This is a genomic window from Frigoribacterium sp. R86507, assembly GCF_044597695.1.
Classification (GTDB): Bacteria; Actinomycetota; Actinomycetes; order Actinomycetales; family Microbacteriaceae; genus Frigoribacterium.
Genome location: NZ_CP139002.1, coordinates 1,775,796 through 1,797,777, shown reverse-complemented (window position 1 = coordinate 1,797,777; position 21,982 = coordinate 1,775,796). Strand labels below are relative to the sequence as shown.

At 71.6% G+C, this 21,982-nt stretch carries 19 protein-coding genes; 9 read left to right on the top strand and 10 right to left on the bottom strand.

Going from position 1 to position 21,982, the window contains the following annotated elements; all coding sequences use genetic code 11:
- The first annotated feature begins 162 nt into the window (after positions 1 to 162).
- The gene (locus tag SJY14_RS08515) at positions 163 to 603 is read left to right on the top strand and encodes a pyridoxamine 5'-phosphate oxidase family protein (protein WP_083396244.1); all 441 of its coding nucleotides are present in this window, start codon (positions 163 to 165) and stop codon (positions 601 to 603) included.
- A gap of 50 nt (positions 604 to 653) precedes the next feature.
- On the opposite strand, the gene SJY14_RS08510 is transcribed toward SJY14_RS08515, so the two are convergent.
- Positions 654 to 1,199, bottom strand: coding sequence for a hypothetical protein (locus SJY14_RS08510; protein WP_143048604.1), 546 nt, complete (start codon positions 1,197 to 1,199; stop codon positions 654 to 656).
- 177 nt (positions 1,200 to 1,376) lie between these two features.
- Between SJY14_RS08510 and SJY14_RS08505 the strand changes: the two genes are divergently transcribed.
- Positions 1,377 to 2,264: a universal stress protein gene (locus SJY14_RS08505; RefSeq protein ID WP_255364204.1), complete on the top strand. Its 888-nt coding sequence runs from the start codon at positions 1,377 to 1,379 to the stop codon at positions 2,262 to 2,264.
- A gap of 27 nt (positions 2,265 to 2,291) precedes the next feature.
- On the opposite strand, the gene SJY14_RS08500 is transcribed toward SJY14_RS08505, so the two are convergent.
- Both SJY14_RS08500 and SJY14_RS08495 read right to left on the bottom strand, forming a co-directional pair.
- The gene (locus SJY14_RS08500) at positions 2,292 to 2,918 is read right to left on the bottom strand and encodes a response regulator transcription factor (protein WP_083396243.1); all 627 of its coding nucleotides are present in this window, start codon (positions 2,916 to 2,918) and stop codon (positions 2,292 to 2,294) included.
- Positions 2,915 to 4,633 (bottom strand): GAF domain-containing protein, encoded by a 1,719-nt coding sequence (locus SJY14_RS08495; RefSeq protein WP_071255452.1) that lies wholly within the window; start codon positions 4,631 to 4,633, stop codon positions 2,915 to 2,917. The genes SJY14_RS08500 and SJY14_RS08495 overlap by 4 nt, the downstream gene beginning before the upstream one ends.
- A gap of 484 nt (positions 4,634 to 5,117) precedes the next feature.
- On the opposite strand from SJY14_RS08495, the gene SJY14_RS08490 reads away from it, so the two are divergent.
- Positions 5,118 to 5,582, top strand: a complete 465-nt coding sequence (locus tag SJY14_RS08490) for a DIP1984 family protein (protein WP_071255450.1) — start codon at positions 5,118 to 5,120, stop codon at positions 5,580 to 5,582.
- Positions 5,583 to 5,897: 315 nt separating this feature from the next.
- Positions 5,898 to 6,554 carry a dTMP kinase gene (gene tmk, locus SJY14_RS08485; protein ID WP_071255448.1) on the top strand — a complete coding sequence of 219 codons (657 nt, stop codon included), beginning with the start codon at positions 5,898 to 5,900 and terminating at the stop codon, positions 6,552 to 6,554.
- Between the two features lie 85 nt (positions 6,555 to 6,639).
- On the opposite strand, the gene SJY14_RS08480 is transcribed toward tmk, so the two are convergent.
- Entirely contained in the window at positions 6,640 to 6,939 is a 300-nt protein-coding gene (locus SJY14_RS08480; protein ID WP_071255447.1) for a helix-turn-helix transcriptional regulator, read from the bottom strand.
- 80 nt (positions 6,940 to 7,019) lie between these two features.
- On the opposite strand from SJY14_RS08480, the gene map reads away from it, so the two are divergent.
- Positions 7,020 to 7,796, top strand: coding sequence for a type I methionyl aminopeptidase (gene map, locus SJY14_RS08475; RefSeq protein ID WP_071255445.1), 777 nt, complete (start codon positions 7,020 to 7,022; stop codon positions 7,794 to 7,796).
- Positions 7,797 to 7,847: 51 nt separating this feature from the next.
- Here map and SJY14_RS08470 read toward each other — a convergent pair whose 3' ends face one another.
- On the bottom strand, positions 7,848 to 11,363 hold the full coding sequence (locus SJY14_RS08470; protein WP_071255443.1) for a TM0106 family RecB-like putative nuclease: 3,516 nt from the start codon (positions 11,361 to 11,363) through the stop codon (positions 7,848 to 7,850).
- Between the two features lie 76 nt (positions 11,364 to 11,439).
- Entirely contained in the window at positions 11,440 to 12,057 is a 618-nt protein-coding gene (locus SJY14_RS08465; RefSeq protein WP_071255523.1) for a helix-turn-helix domain-containing protein, read from the bottom strand.
- 80 nt (positions 12,058 to 12,137) lie between these two features.
- Between SJY14_RS08465 and SJY14_RS08460 the strand changes: the two genes are divergently transcribed.
- Complete coding sequence (locus SJY14_RS08460; RefSeq protein WP_396598691.1) at positions 12,138 to 13,145, top strand: NAD(P)/FAD-dependent oxidoreductase; 1,008 nt, start codon at positions 12,138 to 12,140, stop codon at positions 13,143 to 13,145.
- Positions 13,142 to 13,852: a bifunctional 2-polyprenyl-6-hydroxyphenol methylase/3-demethylubiquinol 3-O-methyltransferase UbiG gene (locus tag SJY14_RS08455; protein WP_071255440.1), complete on the top strand. Its 711-nt coding sequence runs from the start codon at positions 13,142 to 13,144 to the stop codon at positions 13,850 to 13,852. Before SJY14_RS08460 ends, SJY14_RS08455 begins: the two co-directional genes overlap by 4 nt.
- Positions 13,853 to 13,974: 122 nt before the next feature.
- Here the strand turns inward: SJY14_RS08455 and SJY14_RS08450 are convergent, their stop codons facing one another.
- From SJY14_RS08450 to SJY14_RS08435, 4 genes are read right to left on the bottom strand one after another with little or no spacing between them, the layout of a single operon-like run.
- On the bottom strand, positions 13,975 to 17,121 hold the full coding sequence (locus tag SJY14_RS08450) for a glycoside hydrolase family 2 TIM barrel-domain containing protein (RefSeq protein ID WP_396598690.1): 3,147 nt from the start codon (positions 17,119 to 17,121) through the stop codon (positions 13,975 to 13,977).
- A complete protein-coding gene (locus SJY14_RS08445) occupies positions 17,118 to 18,089 on the bottom strand; it encodes a carbohydrate ABC transporter permease (protein ID WP_396598689.1) in 972 nt (323 codons plus the stop codon). The genes SJY14_RS08450 and SJY14_RS08445 overlap by 4 nt, the downstream gene beginning before the upstream one ends.
- Positions 18,086 to 19,048 (bottom strand): carbohydrate ABC transporter permease, encoded by a 963-nt coding sequence (locus SJY14_RS08440; RefSeq protein WP_054146539.1) that lies wholly within the window; start codon positions 19,046 to 19,048, stop codon positions 18,086 to 18,088. The genes SJY14_RS08445 and SJY14_RS08440 overlap by 4 nt, the downstream gene beginning before the upstream one ends.
- Entirely contained in the window at positions 19,045 to 20,382 is a 1,338-nt protein-coding gene (locus tag SJY14_RS08435) for an ABC transporter substrate-binding protein (RefSeq protein WP_071255521.1), read from the bottom strand. Before SJY14_RS08435 ends, SJY14_RS08440 begins: the two co-directional genes overlap by 4 nt.
- A 110-nt stretch (positions 20,383 to 20,492) precedes the next feature.
- On the opposite strand from SJY14_RS08435, the gene SJY14_RS08430 reads away from it, so the two are divergent.
- Both SJY14_RS08430 and SJY14_RS08425 read left to right on the top strand, forming a co-directional pair.
- Complete coding sequence (locus SJY14_RS08430; protein ID WP_396598688.1) at positions 20,493 to 21,164, top strand: TetR family transcriptional regulator; 672 nt, start codon at positions 20,493 to 20,495, stop codon at positions 21,162 to 21,164.
- Positions 21,161 to 21,970: an alpha/beta hydrolase gene (locus SJY14_RS08425; protein WP_396598687.1), complete on the top strand. Its 810-nt coding sequence runs from the start codon at positions 21,161 to 21,163 to the stop codon at positions 21,968 to 21,970. The genes SJY14_RS08430 and SJY14_RS08425 overlap by 4 nt, the downstream gene beginning before the upstream one ends.
- Positions 21,971 to 21,982 lie beyond the last annotated feature (12 nt).

The following is a 21,982-nucleotide window of genomic DNA, read 5'->3' as shown; positions in this document are numbered from 1 at the left end:
CGCGGCCGCATCTGGGCGGCCAGGACGGCCGGAGGAGGCGGCATCGCTGTCACGACCAACTGTCGTCCACGGAGGCGCTGAACAGGAGAGGCGGAGGTCCTGACGTTCTCAGCAGGACCATCGGCCCTGTCGGGCGGGACGGTTCCCTCCCAGACTCACACGATGACCACGAATCCCTATCTCCAGCGCAATTCCGACGTCGACACCGTGACCGTCCCCGAGAAGCTCGGCGCCGACGAGTGCTGGCGGCTCCTCGAGGCCGCCACCGTCGGGAGACTCGCGGTGACCGACGACCTCGGGCCCGACATCTTCCCCGTCAACTACCTCGTGCAGAGCCGTGCCCTCTTCTTCCGGAGTGCACCGGGCAAGAAGATCGTCAGCCTCACCCGTCGACCGGAAGTCGCCGTGGAGATCGACGGCACGGACGCCGGCAAGAGGTTCAGCGTCGTCCTCCGCGGCACCGTCCGCCGCCTGGACGACGAGGCGAGGATGCGCGAGTCAGGGGTGCTGGACCTCCCTACGATGACGGCGCCGACCAAGTGGAACTACTTCGAGGTCACCCCGCGAACAGTGCAGGGCCGGCGCTTCCGGACCAGCTACTAGCCGTCCGGGTCGAGGCCCATTATCGTGGATGCTCGACCGCTCCTGTCGGATCACGGGCGCCAGCGCGTGACCGTGACCGGCACAGTCACCGCAGTCGACGCACTGAAGCGGCGGAACATGGCGTGCAAGTCGGGTTCCATGTCCGGATCGAGCACGTGCTGGAGTCGGTGATCGTCCACAGTGAGGGAGGACGGGGTGAGGACGGCGACGCTCAAGGCGTCTTCCGGCCGGATGTGCCATGCCTCGCCAGGGGACGCCACCACCTGGAACCAAGCCCGCGAGATGCACCGCTGCAGCACGGCGACGAGCGCTGCGATGTCGCCCGTCGGCGCCTCCACGAAGGTGAGCACCACGCGGTTGCCCATGGCGATCGCTGCAGCCACATGTTCTGAGATCAGTTGCTCGGAGCAGCCCGCTCCACAAGCGAGGAGCACGACGCCAAGGGCCTTACGTCCGGTGACAACGACACTGTCGTCGAGAACGACGACGCTGCCTTGGCGCAGGAGCGCCCCGGCACGGAGGACGTGTTCAAGGCGCGTTGCCACAGCGATCCCTTGGGCAGGTAATCGGAGCGGGGCGAGCAGTGTCGACGTCATGGCCCCAGGTTCAGGTGCCGCCCCTGCCACGTGAAGTGCCGAACGTCCTGACTCCGGGACAGGACGTTGGACACTGCCGATCACGTGCGGTCCGCACGAGACTCGACACGACGCGTGAACACACCGGCAGGAAGCCGGCGTCGCGCGCCGCCGACAGGAGGACGACCCGTGCACGAGATGACGATCGCTGGGACCGACGGCGGGCCGGCCGCGTCTGCAGCAGCAGACTGGGCCGCCGACCGAGCAACCACGTCCGCCGGTGGCATGTTCCTCGTTCACGTGGTCGAGACCGACGAGCAGGACAGCGACGACGACGTCGAAGCGCGGATCGCCGTCGCGCGGCCCGCAGCGCAGGCAGAAGCCGACCGGCTCCTCAGCACGCGACCAGGTCTGGAACTCACCGTGGAGGTGGTCTACGGCGACCCGGCAGAGGTCCTGCGGGCGCTGTCATCGCCGACAGGCGTGCTCGCCCTGGGCGCTGGCACGAACGAGGGCCGAGGGCCGTCTCTTCGGGAGCGACTCGTCTCCACGGCGACGGGCCCCGTAGCCATCGTCCCGGCTCACTCCACGGACACCCCGGTGACGGGCCGAGGGATCGTCGTCGGGGTCGACGGGACCGACTCGTCCCTGGCAGCACTCGCCTTCGCCGCGGAGGAAGCGACAAGGTGGGGCGAGCCACTCGAGGCGGTGAACGCATGGCTCGACGTCCTCCCCCCGAGTCAGCTCGGCTTCATGGCCGTCGCACGGGCACCGAGGACGGGCTCGACCGCCCTGCGTGAAGCCGACCCCGAAACGGCTTTGCTGCGGTCACGACATCAGGCACTGCTGCACGAGGCCGTCGCCACCGTCGCCCAGACGCATCCCGATCTGATCATCACCGAACGGGTAGTCCAGGGCGAGGCGAGCAGGGTGCTCCAGCAGGCATCGCGTTCGCGGCGCCTTCTGGTCGTCGGGAACCACGGCCGCCGGCGGATCGCCCGGTTCCTCCTGGGTTCGGTCAGCCACGCCATCGTCCTGGACGTCGCGGGACCCACTGTCGTCGTGAAGGCACCGGACGCCCGGTGACACGCAGCCCGGGCCCGGAACTCAGCTTCAGGGCTTGCGCAGCGACGCGCCGTACACGGCGGCCTGCGTCCTCCGCTCCATACCCAAGGACCTCAGCAGTCCCGACACGTAGTTTTTGACGGTCTTCTCCGCCAGCCCGAGGACTTCACCGATCTGCCGGTTGGTCATGCCCTCGGCGATCAGCTCGAGGACGTCGTGCTCACGCTTGGTCAGGGCGACATCGGGCGCGCGGGGACCGTCGGTGATGGACGCGACGACGCGGCGGGACATCTGCGGATCGACCAGGCTCCCACCCCGGGCGACCGTGCGGATGGAATCGATCAGGCGGTCGCCACGGATGTCCTTCAACACGTACCCCGCCGCCCCCGCGAGGACAGCCGCGACGCTCGCCTGATCGTCGTCGAAGGCCGTCAGCATCAGGCACTGAATGCCCGGGTGGGCCGAACGGATGTCTCGGCAGAGGTCGATGCCGCTGCTGTCGGGGAGACGGACGTCGAGCACGGCGACGTCGGGCAGCGTGGCCGCGATCCGCACGAGCGCCTGAGCTGCCGTCCCGGCTTCGCCGACGACGTCGAGGTCGTCGTGAGAATCGATCAGGTGGGCGACGCCCCCACGGACGACCTCGTGGTCGTCGACCAGGAACACGCTCGTCACGACGCGTCCCGAGGAGGCGCGGCGATCGTGGTCGTGGCGGTCCAGGTGAGCACGGTGCCTCCTTCAGGGCGCCTCTCGGCGACCATGGTTCCTTGCCATCGGGCGGCGCGGACCGCGAGGTTCGCGAGCCCGCTGTCGTCGTGGTCGTCGGGCAGCCCGATTCCGTCGTCGGTGATCCGGACCTCGACACGATCGTCGGCGACACCGACCGTGACGCTCACGCGTGTGGCGTGGGCGTGGCGAGCTACGTTGCTCAGTCCTTCGCGGACGACGGCGAGCACGTCGTCGACGACCTCGTCGAGCACCATGAGATCCAGGGGCCCGGCGAACGCCAGTCGCGGCGTGACGTCGAACACCGGGCTGAGCTCCGCCAGCAGGTCGATGACCCGATGGCGGAGCGACGAGCGGCCGGCCCTCCGGGGCGGGGCGAGGGAGAAGATCGCCGTGCGGATCTCCACGATCGCGGCGTCGAGCATGTCGATGTGCCGATCGAGCCGTTCGCGGGTGCCCGTGTCCACACCGGAACGCACCGACGCCTGCATGTCCAGGCCGGCAGCGTAAAGACGTTGGATGACGTGATCATGGAGGTCGCGGGCGATGCGACCTCGATCCTCGGTGCGTTCGAGGCGCGTCCGGTCGTGTCGAACCTCCGCGACGTCGATCGCGAGGGTGGCCTGCCTCGAGAAATCGGTGATCATCTCGATGTCCGCCCGTGAGAACCTCGCGCTACCGGCTGCCCTTGAGACCGTCAGGGCACCGTGGGTCGCGTCTCCGGTCTCGAGCGGCACGACGACCGTGGGCCCCAGGACCAGAGGCGACCCTGCGACCTCGGCGACGCTCTGGACGTTCGAGACGTCGAGGGTCTCGTGCAACTGCAAGGCGCGACCGGACAGCGTGCCTTCGGAAGGGAGGACGAGGCCTTGGAGGTCGTCCGCCAAGCGTCCCCGGGCCGTGTCGACGATGACCGTGGTCGTGGTGGCCGGGAGGACGATGCAGACGAGGTCGGCGTCGGCGAGCGTGACGACGCGTTCGGCGAGAAGGTGGAGCGGCGACCGTTCGTCGTCCGAGAGCAGGGCCGTCGCGACCTCCGCGGACGCGGCGGTCCACGCCTGGCGACGCGTGGTCTCGTCGAAGAGCCGCGCGTTGTCGATGGCCACACCGGCCGTCGCGGCGAGGGACGTGAGCAGTTCTTCGTCCTCGGTCGTGAACTCGCCCTCGTCCTTCTCGGCGAAGTAGAGGCTCCCGTAGAGCTCACCACGCACCCGGATCGGAACCCCGAGGAACGATTCGATGTCGGGGTGACCGGGCGGGACTCCCCCGGATCGTGGATCGGCGCCGGCGTTCCCGGTGCGGACGGGCGTGCCCTCGTCCAGCACGGACCGGAGGAGCCCGTGTCCCTGGGGCAATCGACCGATGCGATCGACGATCTCGTCAGGCATGCCGGTGTGGACGAACTGTTCGAGCCCGCCATCCGGTGAGACGACTCCGAGCGCCCCGTACCGAGCACCCACGAGGTCGACCGCTGCGGCCACGAGGGAGGACAACACGGTCGGAAGGTCGAGCTGCTCGACGACCAGGCGATTCGCGCGCAGCAGCGCGCGGAGGCGGCCCTGGGTCGCCGACACCTTCTGAGCACTCACGACGAGCGTCGAGAGCGCCTCGTCGAGGTCGGTCCGTGGACCGTCGGTGAAACGGAGTCCGTGCGGAGGAGCCATGGGACCACGACCTTTCGGCAACCAGACAGTGGGGACTCAGCACGAGGCGGACGCCGAGTGCCATCCCGAACGAGGTCTGGGCCGGGGAGTCCTCACCCTAGGCGCAAACCCTCGAAAGGGTGGCCGCCGCCGTCAGCCTCCGTCGACTCGTCTCCTCCCGGGACAGAACGAAACGGTCAGACGCCACGGAGAGGATCACCCCTACCGAGCGTTGATTAATCGTTCATGAGGCATCCCCAGACCCCGGGTGGATCGGGAACTTGTTCCGGCGCTCTGGCTGACCGGCGCAGCTGCTGTGGCCTTTCACACGAGCATGTTCCTGCTCACGACCAGCCTCCCCTGCCCGTCTCTTTGTCAGGGGCCTGAGCCGCAGGGACTATCCGCGGGACGGGCCCCTCGGGCACCGACCGCTGACCGACCGGCTGACGGGCGCCGGTGACACGAACGACGCGCGACTCACCCGACCTGCGTAGGATTTCTCAGCATGAAGCTCGCCGAAGCCCTCCTGCAACGGTCCGACGCCCAGCGCCGGATCGACCAGTTGCGTGACCGCGTCACCGCGAACGCCCGCTACCAGGAGGGTGAAGAGCCCACCGAGGACGCCGCCGAGCTGTTGCGCCAGGCGGTCGACACCCTCGCCGTCCTCGAGTCGCTCGTCGTGCGCATCAACCTCACCAACGCTCGCACGACCCTCGCCGACGGCAGCACGATGACCGCGGCGCTGGCCCGACGCGAGACCCTGCGCGCCACGCACGCGCTGCTCGTGACCGCGTCGGACGCGGCCCGTGGCGCCTCGGGCGGTTACCGCCAGCTGCGCAGCGAGCTGCGGATGTTCTCGGCCCTGCCGGTCGCCGAGCTGCGCGACCGTGCCGACGCGGTCGCGAAGGACCTCCGCGAACTCGACGTCGAGATCCAGAAGACCAACTGGGAGGCCGAGCTGCAGAACTGACCTGCGCGGTGAGTCGGTAGACGTCACCGGGGCGAGCACGAACCGCGACCGGCGGTCATCCCGGTCTCTGCAGGCGCGGAGGGCAGCGTCACGACTCACGTCGTCACCACTCAGCCCCGCACCGATCACCGGTGACCGCGCACCCTGCACTGTTCACCACCGTGTGCTGACCGGAGACGTCGAGGGCGGGATCGGGGACCTCACCGCGCCTCCTCGGGCGTCGCCCGTCGGGACGGACGCACGGCGCCGCGGCACGACCTCGTCGTGCAACACGGCCGTCGCCTCGACGGGCCCCGCGCTCGGTAGGCTCGTCGGGTGACGGATCAGGCAGCCCGCGGGGCGTTCATCGTGTTCGAGGGCATCGACGGGTCGGGCAAATCGACGCAGGCACGCCTGCTCGCGGCCCGCCTCCAGAACGCCGGGGTGCCCGTGCACCAGACGGCCGAGCCGACGAACGGCCCCGTCGGCACGCTGATCCGCAACGGCTTCAACCGCCGCGTCGACCTCGACGACCGCGTCATCGCGTCGCTCTTCGTCGCCGACCGCCTCGACCACATCACCAACGCCCACGACGGCATGCTCGGCATCGTCGAGCGCGGCACGACCGTCCTCTGCGACCGGTACCACCTGTCGTCGCAGGCCTACCAGGCGTCCGACGTGGGCAGCGACTGGATCGCCTCCTCGAACTCGATCAGCACCGACCTGATGCTGCCCGACCTGACGATCTACCTCGACGTCTCGCCCGAGGTCGCCCTCGAGCGCCTCGCCAGCGGACGCACGACGACGGACCGGTTCGAGGTCGACGAACGCCTGCGGGCCGCGCGCGAGCGCTACGCCGAGGCGATCGCCGCCGCCGCCGAGGTCGTCGTCACGGTCGACGCCGACCGTGCGACCGACGAGCTCGCCGACGCCGTCTGGCACGAGGTGTCGACCCGGCTCGATCTCGGGTCGCTGGCGCGTCCGCAGGGCTGACACCGCGCCTCCTCGGGCCCGCGAGTCGTCCGGACGTGCCGTTCACCTCAGGACGCGAACGGCACGTCGTGTCATCTCGAAGGGGTCAGGAGGCGCGGGCCGCGTCGACGACGGACGGTGCGTCGGTCGCCCTTCCGGCTCCGTCGCGCGTGATCTCGGCCCAGACGTCGTCGAGCGACAATCCGACGACGGCGGCGATCGCGGCGATGGTCGAGAAGGCCGGGGTCGCCACGCGACCGGTCTCGATCTTGCGCAGGGTCTCGGGCGACAGGCCGGCGTCGAGGGCGACCTGCAGCATCGACCGCGGACCACGGGCCCGCCTCAGCAGCACCCCGAGGCGGCGACCGCGCTCGATCTCGGCGGGGGTGAGCGGCAGACGGACCATGCCCTGAGCGTAGTGCGCCGGGACGCCCGGTGGGATACCTTTACCGGGATGATCTTCGGCACGAGAACGGCAGGACACCCATGATCGAGATCTTGAACCCCTCCGAGATCGAGCGGGCCCGGGCGACGGGCGCGCTCGTCGGCACCATCTTGCAGACGCTGCGCGACCGCGTGACGGTGGGCACGAACCTGCTCGACGTCGACTCGTGGACGAAGACGATGATCGACGAGGCCGGTGCGGTCTCGTGCTACGTCGACTACGCGCCGTCGTTCGGCCGGGGTCCGTTCGGCCACTACGTCTGCACGGCCGTGAACGACGCCGTGCTGCACGGGCTGCCGCACGACCGGCGCCTCGTCGACGGCGATCTGCTGACGCTCGACCTCGCCGTCGTGCTCGACGGCGTGGCGGCCGACTCGGCGGTGAGCTTCGTCGTGGGCGACTCGCGTCCCGCCGAGAGCGTGCGCCTGATCGAGACGACCGAGCGAGCACTCGAGGCCGGCATCGCGGCGGCCGGGCCCGGGGCACGCATCGGCGACCTGTCGCACGCGATCGGCTCGGTGCTGTCGGACGCGGGGTACCCGATCAACGTCGAGTTCGGCGGCCACGGCATCGGGTCGACCATGCACCAGGACCCCCACGTCTCGAACACCGGGCGCCCGGGGCGGGGCTACCGGCTGCGGCCCGGGCTGTTGCTCGCGCTCGAGCCGTGGGTGATGACCGACACCGACGAGCTCGTCACGGACGCGGACGGCTGGACGCTGCGCAGCGCGACGGGCTGCCGCACGGCTCACAGCGAGCACACGATCGCCATCACCGAGGACGGCGCCGAGGTGCTGACGCTGCGGCCCTCGCGCTGAGCTGAGCTGAGCTGAGCTGAGGTGCGCTGAGGTGCGCTCGGGCGGCTCCTGTCAGACCCCGTCGGTCGGCTGACCCTGGCCGGTCAGACGGAGGAAGCCGCTGAGCAGGCCGAGCCCCGCGATCGAGGTGGGCAACCCCGTCGCGAGCAGCGGGGAGTGCACCAGGAACGCCGCCCACTTCGCCCGCGAGAGGGCGACGTTCAACCGGTTCGGCATCAACAGGAAGTCGAGCCCGCGCGGGATGTCGGCCGCACTCGACGCCGCCAGCGACACCACGGCCACGACCGCCTCTTGCCCCTGGAAGAGGTCGACCGTGCCGACGGGCGTCTCGTCGAACCCGGCCGCGTCGAGGTGCTCGCGCAGCACGGCCCCGTGGGCGTTGTACGGCGCGACGACGATGACGTCGGCCGCGGTCAGCGGTCGGGTGCCGTCGGCGTCCGACCAGTCGAGACCGACGACGGAGCGCACGATCTCGACGACCGCACGGGCTTCCTCGACCGACGAGGTCGTGTTGCCGACGTGCGTCACGGGCTCGACGTGCAGGCCGGGCGCCACGCCGTCGAGCCGGCGATCGGACGCGTGGGCGGTCAGTGCCCCGCCGTAGGACAGCTCGCTGACCGGGGCGCACAGCGCCGGATGCATCCGCCAGGTGGTGGCCAGGAAGTAGCCGTATTCGGCCGGCAGCACGTCGTGGCCGTCGGCCAGCCAGCCGAGGGCCGACTCGTCGACGGGCTCGGGATGGCTGCCCTGGCTGACCTGCGGCAGCTGCTGCGGGTCGCCGAGCAACAGCAACCGCGTCGCCGAGACCGAGGCCGCCACGGTCGAGGCGAGGGAGAACTGCCCGGCCTCGTCGACGACCAGCAGGTCGAGGGAGGCGCGGGCCACCTTGTCGGCGTTGGCGAACCCCCAGGCGGTCGCCCCGAACACGGCCCCCACGGCCTGCCCGCCGCCGTCGACCCCGGCACCGCCCGCCCCACCGTCGGCCTCGGCGAGGAACGCGGCCTCGCCGCCGGACTTCAGGGCGCGCCAGGGCTGCTCGTCGGCCTGTTCTGCGGTGGTGCCCGACTTCGGAACCTTGCCCACCCGCTCGGGGTCGACCCCGGCCGTGATCGCCGCACGCAACACGTTCTCGACGACGGCGTGCGACTGCCCCACGACGCCGACCCGCCAGCCGTGCTCCCGCACCAGCCGGGCGATGACCCGTGAGCCGACGTAGGTCTTGCCCGTGCCGGGAGGGCCCTGGACGGCCAGGTACGACCGGTCGAGGCCGAGCAGGGTCTCGACGACGGCCGAGACGGTGTCGTGCCCGACCACGGCTGCGGGCCCGCCGCCCGACCGCAGACGCGGGGGCTGACGCCGCAGCAGGTCGAACGCCGGATCGGGGAGCATCTCGGGCAGGGCGTCGAGCACGTGCCCGCCCCATTCGGCGATCGCCTCGGGCTGCGGGGTGGCCCGGGGAGGCGCGGCGGGCGTGAGCGCGACCGGGAACGCGTCGTGCCGGTCGTCGTCGCCCGAGACGCGTTCGAGCAGGACGACCTCGTGCCGGTCGCCGTTCGGGCCGGCCTCGACCACGGTCGACCCGACGGCGCCACGCAGCCCCGGGCCGAGCGAGACGACCCCCGACGGGACGGGGGCGTCGTAGACCGCGTAGGGCGCGCCTCCTTCGGCGAGGCGGCTGCCCGGCGCGAGGCGACCGCGCAGCCGCACCTCGCGGCTGAGCTTGCGGGCCCGGGGCAGCTTCTGCCACTCGCGCTCGACCGAGGCCGTCTCGACGACGAACACGTCGCGGGTGTCGGCCCAGTCGTCGACCGGGTTGCGCAGCCGGTCGAAATGCTCTTGCCAGAACGTCTTGGCCTCGCGGCGGTGGTAGTCGATGGCCGAGGCCGCGAGGGCGATGGCGGTCTGGTCGGCGGTGCGCTCGAGCGGGTCGACGTCGGCCACGTACGCCGCGAGGCCCAGGGCGACCGGGTTCGGCTCGCGCGGCACGCGGGCGAGTTCGAGCGGGTCGGGCGCGGTCGGGCCGTCGGGGTCGTCGGCCCGGGTGCCGTGCCGGTCGGCGAGCTCGAGCAACCAGTCGCGAAGCCGGAGGGTCGACCGGCAGTCGTACTCGTTGTAGTCGCGGACCTCCTCGAGCATGCGGTCGCCGCGCTCGGGGTCGCCCGTGGTGCGCTCGGCGATCGCGTCGACGTACATCGTGATGCTGGCGGTGGCCGTCTTGACGTCGCTCTGCCGCAGGTCGTCGCCCATGTAGAGCGGCTCGAGCTTCTTGAGCGAGTAGCTGTGCGACCCGACCAGCAGCGCCTGCCGCACGACCGGGTACAGGTCGACGAGCACGCCGTCGCGCAGCAGGTCGTCGACCGCGTCCTCGCCGACGCCGTGCCGGGCCGCGAGCGAGAGCAAGTGGCTGCGCTCGTACGAGGCGTAGTGGTACACGTGCAGGTCGGGGAAGCGTCGGCGTCGCTCGGCCAGGTAGTCGAGGAAGTCGATCAGCGCCTGTCGCTCGCCCGCGAAGTCGTGCGCCCAGAAGGCGCGGAAGGTACCGTCGGCCTCGATCAGCCCGAAGAGGTAGTCGAGGCCCCAGGCCCGCCCGTCGCCCTCGGTGTAGAGCGGGTCGCCCTCGAAGTCGAAGAACACGTCGCCGGCGTCGGGCCGCGGGATCGTCCGCAGGGCGTCGGCGTCGACGACCTCGACCGCGGGGGCATCGGTGTGATCGCGCTCGGTGGCGAGCTGCACCCGGGCCTGCCCCCGCAGCCGGGCGAGGGCCGTCGCCCCGATGCCGGCGACGGGCCCGCTCGAGTCGGCGAGGTCGTCGATCGTGGCGACCCCGGCCAGGTGCAGCCGCTGACGTTGTTCGCCGCGCAGCCCGGCGACGAGCACGAGGTCGCGGTGCTCGTCGACCTGAGCCTGGCAGGCCGTGCAGCGCCCGCAGGCGGTGACGGTCGGGTCGCCCCAGGCGAGCGGCCCGTCGGCGGAGAGCCGCTCGGCGAGGGCGGCCCGCAGCCTGTCGCGCTGGACGCGGTAGACCGGCAGGACGTCGGCGACGTCGTGCACGCTCTCGCTGCCGTCGCCGAGCACCAGGCGCACCGTGTCGGCCGACGGCAGCCCGAGAGCACGGATCTGGTCGGTGTAGGCCGCCACCTGCAGCAGGGCCGGGATCTTGGCGTGGCGGGCGAGCTTGGTGTCGTAGACCTCGTACGTGCCCGCCTCGGTGCGCACCACGAAGTCGCTGAAGCCGATGAACGATCCGTCGAAGAACGTCGCCTGGAAGAGCACGTCGACCCCGGAGGCCATGGCGAGCCGCGCCTCCTCGGCGGCCGCCGCGTAGCCCGAGGGCGCCGGCCGCTCGAACTCGACCACGTCACGGGTCGCCCGCAGCGCTTCGAGGTACCGCAGCTCGTGGGCGTCGCCGAGGCGGGCCGTGCGGTCGAGCATGTCGTCGGAGGCGTCGGCGACGGCCTCGACCCGGCCGAGCTTCGCGTCGAGCCGTCGCAGGAACGACCACTCGCACGCGGCCCAGGTCGTCAGGTCGGACGGGCTGGTGACCACCCGGTCGTCGTCGAGGTACACGCGGACTCCTTCTGTCGGGACGCGGCCTGGACGCCCGCCCCGAGCCTAGGAGGCGCCACCGACACCCCGGGACGCCTCACCCGGGCGAGCCGGGCGCGGTGCGCAGGTGCAGCCGCTCCCCCTGGCGACCGAAGAGGCTGAGCACCTCGACCGCGTGTTCGTCGGCACGGCCGAACCAGTGCGGCGTGCGCGTGTCGAACTCGGCCGCCTCGCCGGCCGGCAGCACGAGGTCGAGGTCGCCCAGCACGAGCCGGATGCGTCCGCGCAACACGTAGAGCCAGTCGTAGCCCTCGTGGGTGCGGAGCACGGGCTCGGTGCGGGGCGAGTCGGCCGGGATGACCATCTTGAAGGCCTGGATCGCGCCGCCGCCGCGCGAGAGCGGCACGACCGTCATGCCGTGCTGCTGGCGCGGCTTGAGGTGCACCCGCGGGTCGCCGGTCTCGGGGGCCCCGACGAGGTCGTCGAGCGGCACCCCGTGCTCGCGGGCGAGCGGCAGCAACTGCTCGAGGGTCGGCCGTCGGAGCCCCGACTCGAGCCGGGACAGGGTGCTGACCGAGATGCCGGTGCGCTCCCCCAGCTCGGCGAGGGTCACGCCTCGCCGCACGCGCAGGGCGCGGAGGCGCGGGCCGACCGCGGCGAGGACGTCGTCGGTGCTCCCAGCGTCGGCACCGGGGGTGTTCGTGGGCTGGCTCATGCCCGCCATCTTGCCACTTCGGCAACGGAGATTGCCAGACTGACGTTCGAGGTCGCAGGATCGGGTCAGGAGGTCACACCATGAACCAGAACACCCACCCGGTCCACACCGTCCACGACGTCGTCGTGATCGGCGGAGGCGCCGCCGGGCTCAGCGGCGCGCTCTCGCTGGCCCGCGCCCGTCGCGACGTGCTCGTCGTCGACGACGACCGGCCCCGCAACGCACCCGCCGAGGGCGTCCACGCGTTCCTCACCCGCGACGGGGTCGCCCCGCGCGAACTCACCCGCCTCGGCCGAGCAGAGGTCGAAGCGTACGGAGGCGCGATCGTGTCGGGCACCGTGACCGGCGTCCGCCGCGACGACGACTCCGACGCACCCTTCGTCGTGACCGTCACGAGCCCGGGTGGCGACGCGTCCGAGGTGCGTGCCCGGCGCCTCCTCGTCACCTCGGGGCTCGTCGACGAGCTGCCCGCCGTCGACGGCCTCGCCGAACGCTGGGGCCGCGACGCCGTGCACTGCCCGTACTGCCACGGCTGGGAGGTGCAGGACCGCGTGATCGGCGTGCTGGCCACGAGCCCGTTCGCGATGCACCAGGCCCTGCTCTTCGGGCAGTGGAGCCGCGACATCGTGCTCTTCACGAACGAGTCGTTCACGCCCGACGACGAGCAGGCCGAGCAGCTGCGGGCCCGCGGGGTCACGGTGGTCGACGGCCCGGTCGCGCGGTTGCGGGTCGAGGCCGACGCCCTGACCGGTGTGACGCTCGTCGACGGTCGCACGGTCGCCGTCGGTGCGCTGGCCGTCATGGCCCGGGTGCGCTCCCGAGCGGACTTCGTGGCCGACCTCGGACTCGAGGCGACGGAGCACCCCGCCGGCGTCGGCACACACCTCGCGACCGTCGAGCCGCTCACCGGCCGGTCGGCCGTCCCCGGGGTGTGGGTGGCGGGCAACGTCACCGAGCCGATGGCGCAGGTCGTCGCGGCGGCCGCGGCGGGCACGATAGCCGGCGCCGCGATCAACATGGACCTGGTCACGGCGGAGGTCGCGGCGTCCGTCGCCGCCCTCCGCGCCGGAGAGAGGATCGACGCATGAGCGAGTCGGAGCAGCAGCAGCAGCAGCAGCCTGAGCACCAGCACCAGCACCAGCACCAGCACGACGGTCACCGCCGCCCCGTCTACGACCGCGACTACTGGGAGGACCGCTACGGGCAGCCCGGCCGTGCCTGGAGCGGCCGCCCCAACGCCGCCCTCGTGGCCGAGGCCACTCCCCTGACCCCCGGTCGTGCGCTCGACGTCGGCAGCGGAGAGGGCGGCGACGCCCTCTGGCTCGCCGCGCGGGGCTGGCAGGTCACCGGCGTCGACATCTCGCAGAACGCCCTCGACAAGGCGGCCGCCCTCGCCCGCGAGCGGGAGGACGTCGACCCCGCGCACGCCACCTGGCAGCAGGCGGATCTGACGGTGTGGAGCCCGACCCGCGCCTCCTTCGATCTCGTCACGGCGCACTTCATGCACCTGCCGCTCGCCGACCGTGAGCGCCTGTTCCCCGCGCTGGCCGACGGCGTGGCACCGGGCGGCACCCTGCTGATCGTCGGGCACGACGCCGACGCCCTGCCGCTCGGGGCCGGCAGGCACGGCGATCCTGGCATGCTGTTCACCGTCGACGAGGTGGTCGGCAGGCTCTCCCCCGACTCGTGGCAGGTCGAGGTGGCCGAGGTGCGACCACGCGACATGACCGGCCCGGACGGGGACGTCTGGCACGTGGCCGACGTGATCGTCCGCGCCACCCGCCGCGCCGGCTGAGCACGTCGCCGCCCCGGCGGCACGCCGAACGGGCGGCACGCCGAACGGGCGGGTCGGGCCGGACCGGGCGTCCTGAGACGCCCGTCCGACACGGACCCGCCCGTTCTCGCGGCGGCAGTCGGCTACAGCGCGCTGAACTTCAGTCGCAGCTGGTGCGCACCCGGGCGCAGCACGTGCCGCGAGGCCACGTCCGGCCCGCACGCCCGCGACCCGACGCCGTGCTGGCCGGCGTCGAGGTACAGGTAGGTGCGCTCGCTCGCGGGCAGCTCGTGCGGGTGCTCGGCGACGCCGATCTGCTGGGCCGTGTGACGGCTCAGCGTGAAGCCGGGGCGTTCGCCCGTGGCGCTCGGCACGGCCTCGACCCGCAGCCACGGCTGGCCGGCCGGCCCGAGGTCGAGGGTGCGCAGGTCGCTGCGGTGCCCCGTCTCCTGCGGGCGTGCGTACCCGGCCGACAGCTCGTCGACGCCCGACTCGTAGCGCCCGACGAACGCCGAGTGGCGGCTGTCCGGGTACGACTCGCGCGGCCCGGTGCCGAACCACGAGGCTTGGTCCACGTCACCCGGCAGGTCGAATCGCACGCCGACGCGGGGCCAGACCATGTCCCACCACCCCGTCGGCACGATGTCGACCGACAACCAGAGGTCGTCGCCGACGAGCTGCCACTGCTCGTCGGTCGTCACCGCGTTGCGCGTGTCGGCGGCGGCGTAGCGGGTGCGCACCCGGACCGAGCCCGGGGCGACGCTCACCGACTCGACGCGTGCGGTCAGGCGGTCGAGCCCGGCCAGCAACCAGGTGTCCTGCGAACTCGGCAGCACGCCGACCTCGTACAGGTCGACGCGGTGGCGGTTGCGCATCACGTCGCGGTCGCGGTCCTTCGGCGTCATCCACTCGCCGCGGTCGTTGTCGGTCGGTGCGCGCCACAGCTCGAGGCGGGCCCCGTCGACCGGACGTCCGGCCAGCGAGACCAGTCGCCCGTCGTCGAACACCGCCGGGCCGAGCTCGACGCGCCCCGAGGAGGCGCGGGCCGCGCGGTCGCGTCTGTCACCCACGACCGCGGGGCGGGGTGTCGCGACCGGCACCGGTGCCGGCGTGAGGTCGAGCTGCTGGGTCGAGAGCACGTGACCGGCGTCCGCCCACACGGTGGCGTCGGCCAGCTCGGCCGTCACCGTGAGCCAGGTCTCGCCGGTGCCCGACACGGGCACCTCGGGCAGCGAGACGAACACCGTCTCATGGGCGGCCAGCGCGCCGCCCTCGAGGCCGACCACGTCGAGGGTGCCCGAGCGCGCCTCCTCGCCGTCGTGGGAGGCGACCCAGCGGAAGACGACGTCGGAGGCGTCGGCCGAGTGCCGCAGGTTCGACACGACGAGCACCGGCGCGCCGTCGACCGTGGGCGACTCGAAGCGCAGGCGGATCGGGGCGACGACCTGGGCCCACTCGTACAGGCCGGGCGACGGGGTGTCGTCGCTCAGCACCATGCCGTCCATGACGAAGTTGCCGTCGTGGACGACCTCGCCGAAGTCGCCGCCGTAGCCGAAGTACTCGACGCCGTCGGCCGTGTGCGTGCGCAGGCCGTGGTCGCGCCACTCCCAGACGAAACCGCCGTGCAGGCGCGGGTAGGCGTCCACCAGGTCCTCGTACTCGTCGATCGCCCCGGGACCGTTGCCCATGGCGTGGACGTACTCGCAGAGCACGAAGGGCTTCGAACGCTGACGCGCGGCCTCGGCCGGCGTGCAGCCCAGCAGCGTGACGGACTCATCACCCGAGCCGATGGCGCGCGTCTCGTCGATCCACGAGTACATGCGCGAGTAGACGTCGGTGTAGGCGCCCGTGTAGTCGCCCTCGTAGTGGACGGGACGACCGCCGTCGCGGGCGTGCGTCCAGGCCGACATCGCCGCGAGGTTGTGGCCCGTGCCCGCCTCGTTGCCGAGCGACCACATGACGATGCTCGGGTGGTTCTTGTCGCGCTCGACGGTACGGACCATGCGGTCGACGTAGGCGTCGTGCCAGGCCGGGTCGTCGCTGGGGTTGCCGATCCACTCCTGGCGTTCGAAGGCGTGGGTCTCGAGGTCGCACTCGAGGACGACCCAGAAGCCCAGCTCGTCAGCGAGGTCGAGGAGGCGCGGGTGCGGCGGGTAGTGCGAGGTGCGGATCGCGTTCACGTTGAACCGCTTCATCTGGGCGAGGTCGCGGCGCGACCACTCCTCGTCGAAGACGCGGCCGCGGTCGGGGTGGGTCTCGTGGCGGTTGACGCCGTGGAAGACGACGCGACGGCCGTTGACCTCGAACTGGTCGCCGACGATGCGGACGGTGCGGAAGCCGAGGCGCAGCGAGATCGTCTCGGCGCCGTCCGCGCTCGAGACGGTCGCGTCGTAGAGGCGCGGGGTCTCGGCGCTCCACGGCTCGACCGCGTCCAGCGGGACCGGGGCGACGTCGGCGGCGGTCGCCCAGGTGACCTCGACGCCGAGTTCCGGCACCGAGAGCGTGACCGGGTACGCGGCCTCGCCGGCGGTGATCTCGGGGACGATCGCCGCGCCTCCTCGGCCCTGGCCGGCCGTGCCGTGGAACGGCGTCTGCAGCCAGACGTCGTCGAGGCCGCCGACCGGGCGTGCCTGCAGCGTGACGCTGCGGAAGATGCCGGGCAGCCACCACTGGTCTTGGTCTTCGACGTAGCTCGACGCCGACCACTGGTGCACGCGCACCGCGATCACGTTCTCGCCCGGGTGCAGGGCGTCGGTGACGTCGAACTCCTGCGCGAGGCGGCTGCCGACGCCCATGCCGATCTCGACGCCGTTCAGCCACACCACGTAGCGCGACTCGACGCCGTCGAAGCGCAGCAGCACGCGCTCGGCTCCGTCGAAGGTCGACGGCAGCTCGAAGCTGCGGCGGTGGTCGCCCGTCGGGTTCGCGTCGGGCACGAAGGGCGGCTCGGTCGGGAACGGGAACTGCACGTTGGTGTAGATCGGGGCACCGCGCAAGCCGTCACCGCCGAGCACCCAGTGCGACGGCACCTCGATCTCGCCCCAGGACGAGTCGTCGAGGTCGACCGCGCCGACGCCGTCGACGGGCTCGCCCTCGGGCAGGACGCCGCGGCCGCCGAGCGTGCCGGGGGCACCGGGCAGCAGGCGGAACGACCAGGTGCCGTCGAGCGAGAGGGTCGGGGCGTCGGTGTGCAGCCAGGAGCGCGCCGGGGTGCGCGCGCCCTGCCCGGGGCCGGTGTCGGTGAGGTAGTCGGGGGTGACGGCGGGAGTGGTGGTGGTGCTGGGGGTCACTTGACGCTTCCTTCGGTGAGGCCGCCGCGCCAGAAGCGCTGGAGGACGACCATGGCGATGACCAGCGGGATGATCGACAGCAGCACGCCGCCGGTCGTCAGCTGGTAGAACTCGGGCAGGCGGTCGGTCTGGCTGAGCCAGTTGTTGAGGCCGAGCGTGACGGGGAACTTGTCGACGTCGCTCAGCATGACCAGGGGCAGGAAGTAGTTGTTCCAGATGCCCACGAGCTGAAACAGGAACACCGTGACGAGCGCCGGGGTGAGGATGCGCAGTCCCAGGGTGTGGAAGATGCGCAGCTCGCTGGCGCCGTCGAGGCGGGCGGCCTCCATCAGCGACGTGTCGACCGTGGCCTGCGCGTAGATGCGGCAGAGGAACAGGCCGAACGGCGACACGAGCGACGGCAGCAGCACGCTCCAGTAGGTGTTGGCGATACCCATCTGACTGAACAGCAGGAAGAGGGGCAGGGCCGTGGCGGTGCCGGGCACGAGCACGCCGCCGAGGATGGTGCCGAAGACGACGTTGCGTCCGCGGAACTCGTACTTGGCGAGGGCGTAGCCGCCGGCCGCGGCGAAGTACGTCGCGATCAGGGCACCGACGCCGGCGTAGAGCACCGAGTTGAGCACCCAGCGCACGAAGATGCCGTCGCCGTAGGTCAGCACCTGGCCGAGGTTGTCCCAGAGCGAGAACGTCGGCGCGAACCAGAAGCCGAACGTGCCGAACAGGTCGGGCGTGGTCTTGGTCGCCGCGACGACGACCCAGTAGACCGGCACGAGGAAGTACAGCGCGACGACGACCAGGATCGCCGTGACGATGATGGTGGACGCCTTCGAGCGACCGGCCGTGCGGTCGGGGCCCGCGCTGCGGGCACGTCGGCGGGCGGGCACGTCGGCACCGCGGCCGCGACCCTGCGCCGTCACGATGGACTCGGTCTCGGTGGCGTGCTCGGCACCCTTCGTCGAGAGGCTCATTTCTGCTTCCTGTTCGTGATGCTGAGGAACGTGATCGACAGCGCGAACGCGACGAGGGCGATCAGGACCGACTGGGCGGCCGCGACGTTGTAGTCGTTGTAGGCGAAGGCCGTGGTGTACGCGCTGAGGTTCGGCGTGTACTGGCTGTCGATCGCCGGCGAGACGCGTTGCAGCACCTGGGCCTCGGCGAACAGCTGCAGGGTGCCGATGATCGAGAAGACCGCGGTGAGCAGCAGGGCCGGGCGGATCAGCGGCAGCTGGATGCTGAACGCGACGCGCAGCGAGGAGGCGCCGTCGACCTTGGCGGCCTCGTACAGCTCGACCGGGATCGACTTCAGCTGGGCGATGATGATCAGCATGTTGTAGCCCGTGTAGCTCCAGGTCACGATGTTCGCGATCGACCAGAGCACGGTGTTCGCGCCGAGGAAGTCGGGGGTGACGCCGAAGACCTCGCCGATGTCGATGATCGGGCTGAGACCGGGCACGTAGAGGAACGACCAGAGGATGGTCGCGATGACGCCGGGCACGCCGTACGGCAGGAAGTACGCGGCCCGGAACACGCCCGGCCACTTCGCCGACGCCGACTCGAGCAGCAGCGCGAGCACGGTGCAGAGGATCAGCATGACCGGCACCTGGACGATGCCGAACAGGAACATGCGGCCGATGGAGGCGACGAAGTTGGGGTCGCCGAGCACCTGCGCGTAGTTGTCGAAGCCGGCGAACCCGCTGGTCACACCGCCCTCTCCGAACAGGCCGCTGCGGGTGACCTTGGTGAAGCTCGAGAAGACGGCGATGACGATCGGGATCACGAAGGTCAGCGCGAACAGCGCCAGGAACGGCGCGAGCAGCACCCAGGGCGCCCGCTTGACGGCGCCCTTCGAGCTGCTGCGGCGAGGACCCGAGGAGGCGCGGGTCGAGTCGGTCACGGCCTCGGGCCGCGTGTCGGTCGCGGCGCTCATGCGTTCGCCTTCCGGATGGTGAGGCCCTTGTTCTGGAAGACGGCCATGATGTCCTTCTCGGCCTGCGCCACGGCGTCGACGAGCGTGCCGCCCGACGCCTTGCCGCGGAAGCCGTCGCTCAAGATGTTGAAGGACTGCTGGGTGATGGGCCACCAGCTCCAGTCCTGGTTCTGCGACGACTCCTTCGTGGCGGGCACGAAGACCTCCTGGTTGTAGTTCTGACCGCTGAAGAACGGGCTGGGCTGCTCACGAAGCGAGCCGACGACGTCGCGCGCCGGCGACCAGCCGATGCCGCAGAACTCGATCAGGGCGTTGATGCCCTCGGGCGTCGTGGTCATCCAGACCGCGAAGTCGAGCGCCTCCTGCGGGTGCTTGCTGTTCGCCAGGATCGCCGCGGTGGAGCCACCGAGGAAGCTCGAGGCGTAGCCCGTCTGCCAGGTCGGCAGCGGGGCGCACTTCCACTTGCCCTCGGCGCCGCTGACGCCCTCGATCAGGGCGTCGCCCCACGAGCCGGTCGCGACCGACGCGATGGTGCCCGCGCTGGCGGCCGAGAACCAGGCCGGCGTGTAGGCGCCGTAGGCGGTCGTGACGATGCCGTCGTCGATCGCCTTGTCGAAGAAGCGGGCGACGGTGAGGGTCGCCTCGTCGGTCATGTCGATGACCCAGCCGTCGTCCTCGGCGCGCAGCCACGAGGCACCGGCCTGGGTGGCGTACGCGGCGAAGAGCGAGGCGTCGGCGAGGGGGAACGAGTCCATCAGCACGCCGGCCCCCTTCAGTTCGGTGCCGACCGCGGCCCATTCGTCCCACGTGGTGGGGACGGCGGCGCCGACCGTGTCGAAGACGGCGGGCTGGTAGAACATGCCCATCGGGCCGCTGTCCTGCGGGATCGCGTAGATGCCGTCGGTGTAGCTGACCTGGTTCCAGAGCGTGGGGTCGTAGAGGTCCGCGTACTGCTCGGCGCCGTAGCGCTTGAGGTCGACGACGCCGTTGGCGAGCAGGAACTCGGGCAGCGACCGCAGCTCGACCTGGGCGATGTCGGGCCCGGCCCCCGCGGCGAGCGCCGAGTACAGCTTCTGGTAGCCGCCCGCGTTGCCACCGGGGATGAAGACGGTCTCGACCTGCACGCGAGACTGGCTCTTGTTGTAGAGGGCGGTGACCTGGTCGAGGCCCTTGAGCCAGGCCCAGTACTGCAGCTTGACGGGGCCGTCGGCCGCGGGGATGGTCGGCAGGGAGTTCACGGAGGTCGTCCCGGGTGTGGCGCAGCCGGCGAGCATGGCAGTGGCGCCGGCGGTCACCCCCAGGCCGAGCAACTGCCGTCGGGAAATCGGGCTCATGTTCATCTCACTTCGTCGTGGGGCCGTGGCGTGAGCGACGCTAACACAAATTCGAGTGGTCGTTCGATTTTCACCTGCGGGGTGTCTGAGAGGTCGTAGAGTGGCCGATCATGACGACCATCGGCCCTCCCGCGAGCGCCTCGGGGGCCGGAGGATCGGGCCCGTCCGGCTCCGCTCGTCCCGCGCGTCGCGGCCCGTACGCGAAGTCGGCCGAGCGGCGGGCGTCGATCGTCGACGCGGCCTTCGAGGTGTTCTCGACGAAGGGTTACGTCGGCGGCTCTCTCCGTGACGTGGCCGAGGTGGTCGGCATGAGCCAGACGAGCCTGCTGCACTACTTCCCGTCGAAGAGCGCCCTGCTGCTCGCCGTGCTCGAGCGACGCGACGCGGTCTCGGACCGCTCGGCCGCGCCTCCGGACCGTGGGGGTCTGGTCGAGACCGTCCTCGGGCAGGCTCGGCACAACGAGACGGTGCCCGGGCTGATCGCGTCGTACGCGGTGTTGGCGGGCGAGGCGGTCACGACCGGCAACCCCGGCAGCGACTACGTCCGCGAGCGCTTCGAGCGTCTGCGTGCCGAGTACGGCGACGCCCTGCGAGCACTGGAGGCGCGGGGCCGGTTGCGCCCCGGGGTCGACCCCGACCGTGCGGCGTCCGGGCTCGTGGCCCTGTGGGACGGCATCCAGCTGCAGTGGTTGCTCGACCCGGGGCGGATCGACGTGGTGCGGCAGCTGCAGGACCATCTCGACCTGCTCATCCTGCCCGGCGACGCGGTCGACCCGGCGTGAGCGGCACCGTCCCCGTCGGGTCCGTCGTGCCCGTCCGCTGGTACGAGCCGTGGCCGGGGTCGACGGGCTCGCCCGGTCCGACGCTGCTCTGGCTTCACGGGGGCGGGTTCTTCCGCGGAGGGCTCGACCAGCCGGAGGCGCACGACGTCGCGCGGTCGCTCGCCGCACGCGGGGTGAGGGTCGCGACGGTGGACTACCGTCTCGCGCCTCCCCCGGGGCTCGGTCCCGCCGCGCGGCAGCTGATGCCGTCCCGCGGGCGATACCCGCTGGCGCTGGAGGACGTGCTCTCGGCGTACGGCGAGGTGGGCGACCGGTCGAGCGAGGGAGTGATCGTGGGAGGCGCGAGTGCGGGGGCGTGTCTGGCCGCGGCGGCCACCCTCCGAACGATCGACGACGGTCGCCCTCCGATCGGCGCCGTCTTCGCCTACGGCTTCTTCCACGCCGCACACCCCCGGGTGGCGGAGGCGCACCACCGGTCCCGTGGTCACCGTGGCCTCAGCCACGCGAGGTGGGCCCTCGACGCGATGAACCTGAACTACGCCGGCTCACGGAGCGCCCTGGCCGACCGTCTCGCCTTCCCCGGCGGTCACGGCCTCTCGGGCTTTCCCCGGACCCTCGTGGTGAACGCCGAGCGCGACAACATGCGCGCTTCGGGCGACCTCTTCGCCGTCGAGCTCGCCGACGCGGGGGTCGACGTGCGGCACCACGTCCTGCCGGGCACCCGCCACGCCTTCTTGAACCGGCCCCGGCTGGCCGCGTACGCCCACGCCGTCTCGCTCGTCGCGGCGTGGACGCGCGGCGGCTAGCCTGCCCCGCCC